Here is a 288-nt window from a genome sequence, read left to right on the forward strand (position 1 = left end):
AAGGTGCTACCTTACTTCAAGGCGAAATGGTATTCATTCAAACAGACCAATCGCTTAAAGAAGACATTTTAGGTCAACAAAGAACAGAAAATGGCTTGGGTTGGTCTCCTACTGGTAATTGGAAAACGAAATGTGTTCAATACCTTATTAAAGGGCGTAAGCGTGATAAAGTTACAGGGGAATTTGTTGACGGTTATCGCGTAGTCGTTTATCCAAATTTGAGACCAACAGCAGAAGCAACAAAAGAATCAGAAACAGATTCAGTTGACGGTGTAGACCCTATCCAAT

The 288-nt window shown here is 39.6% G+C and carries 1 protein-coding gene; it reads left to right on the plus strand.

Annotation, left to right across the window (positions count from 1 at the left end):
• On the plus strand, positions 1-288 hold a 288-nt coding region (locus tag L979_RS15630), incomplete at both ends, for a capsid protein (protein WP_047692899.1).

The organism is Kocuria sp. ZOR0020, from assembly GCF_000800955.1.
In the GTDB taxonomy this organism is placed as follows: Bacteria; Actinomycetota; Actinomycetes; order Actinomycetales; family Micrococcaceae; genus Kocuria; species Kocuria subflava.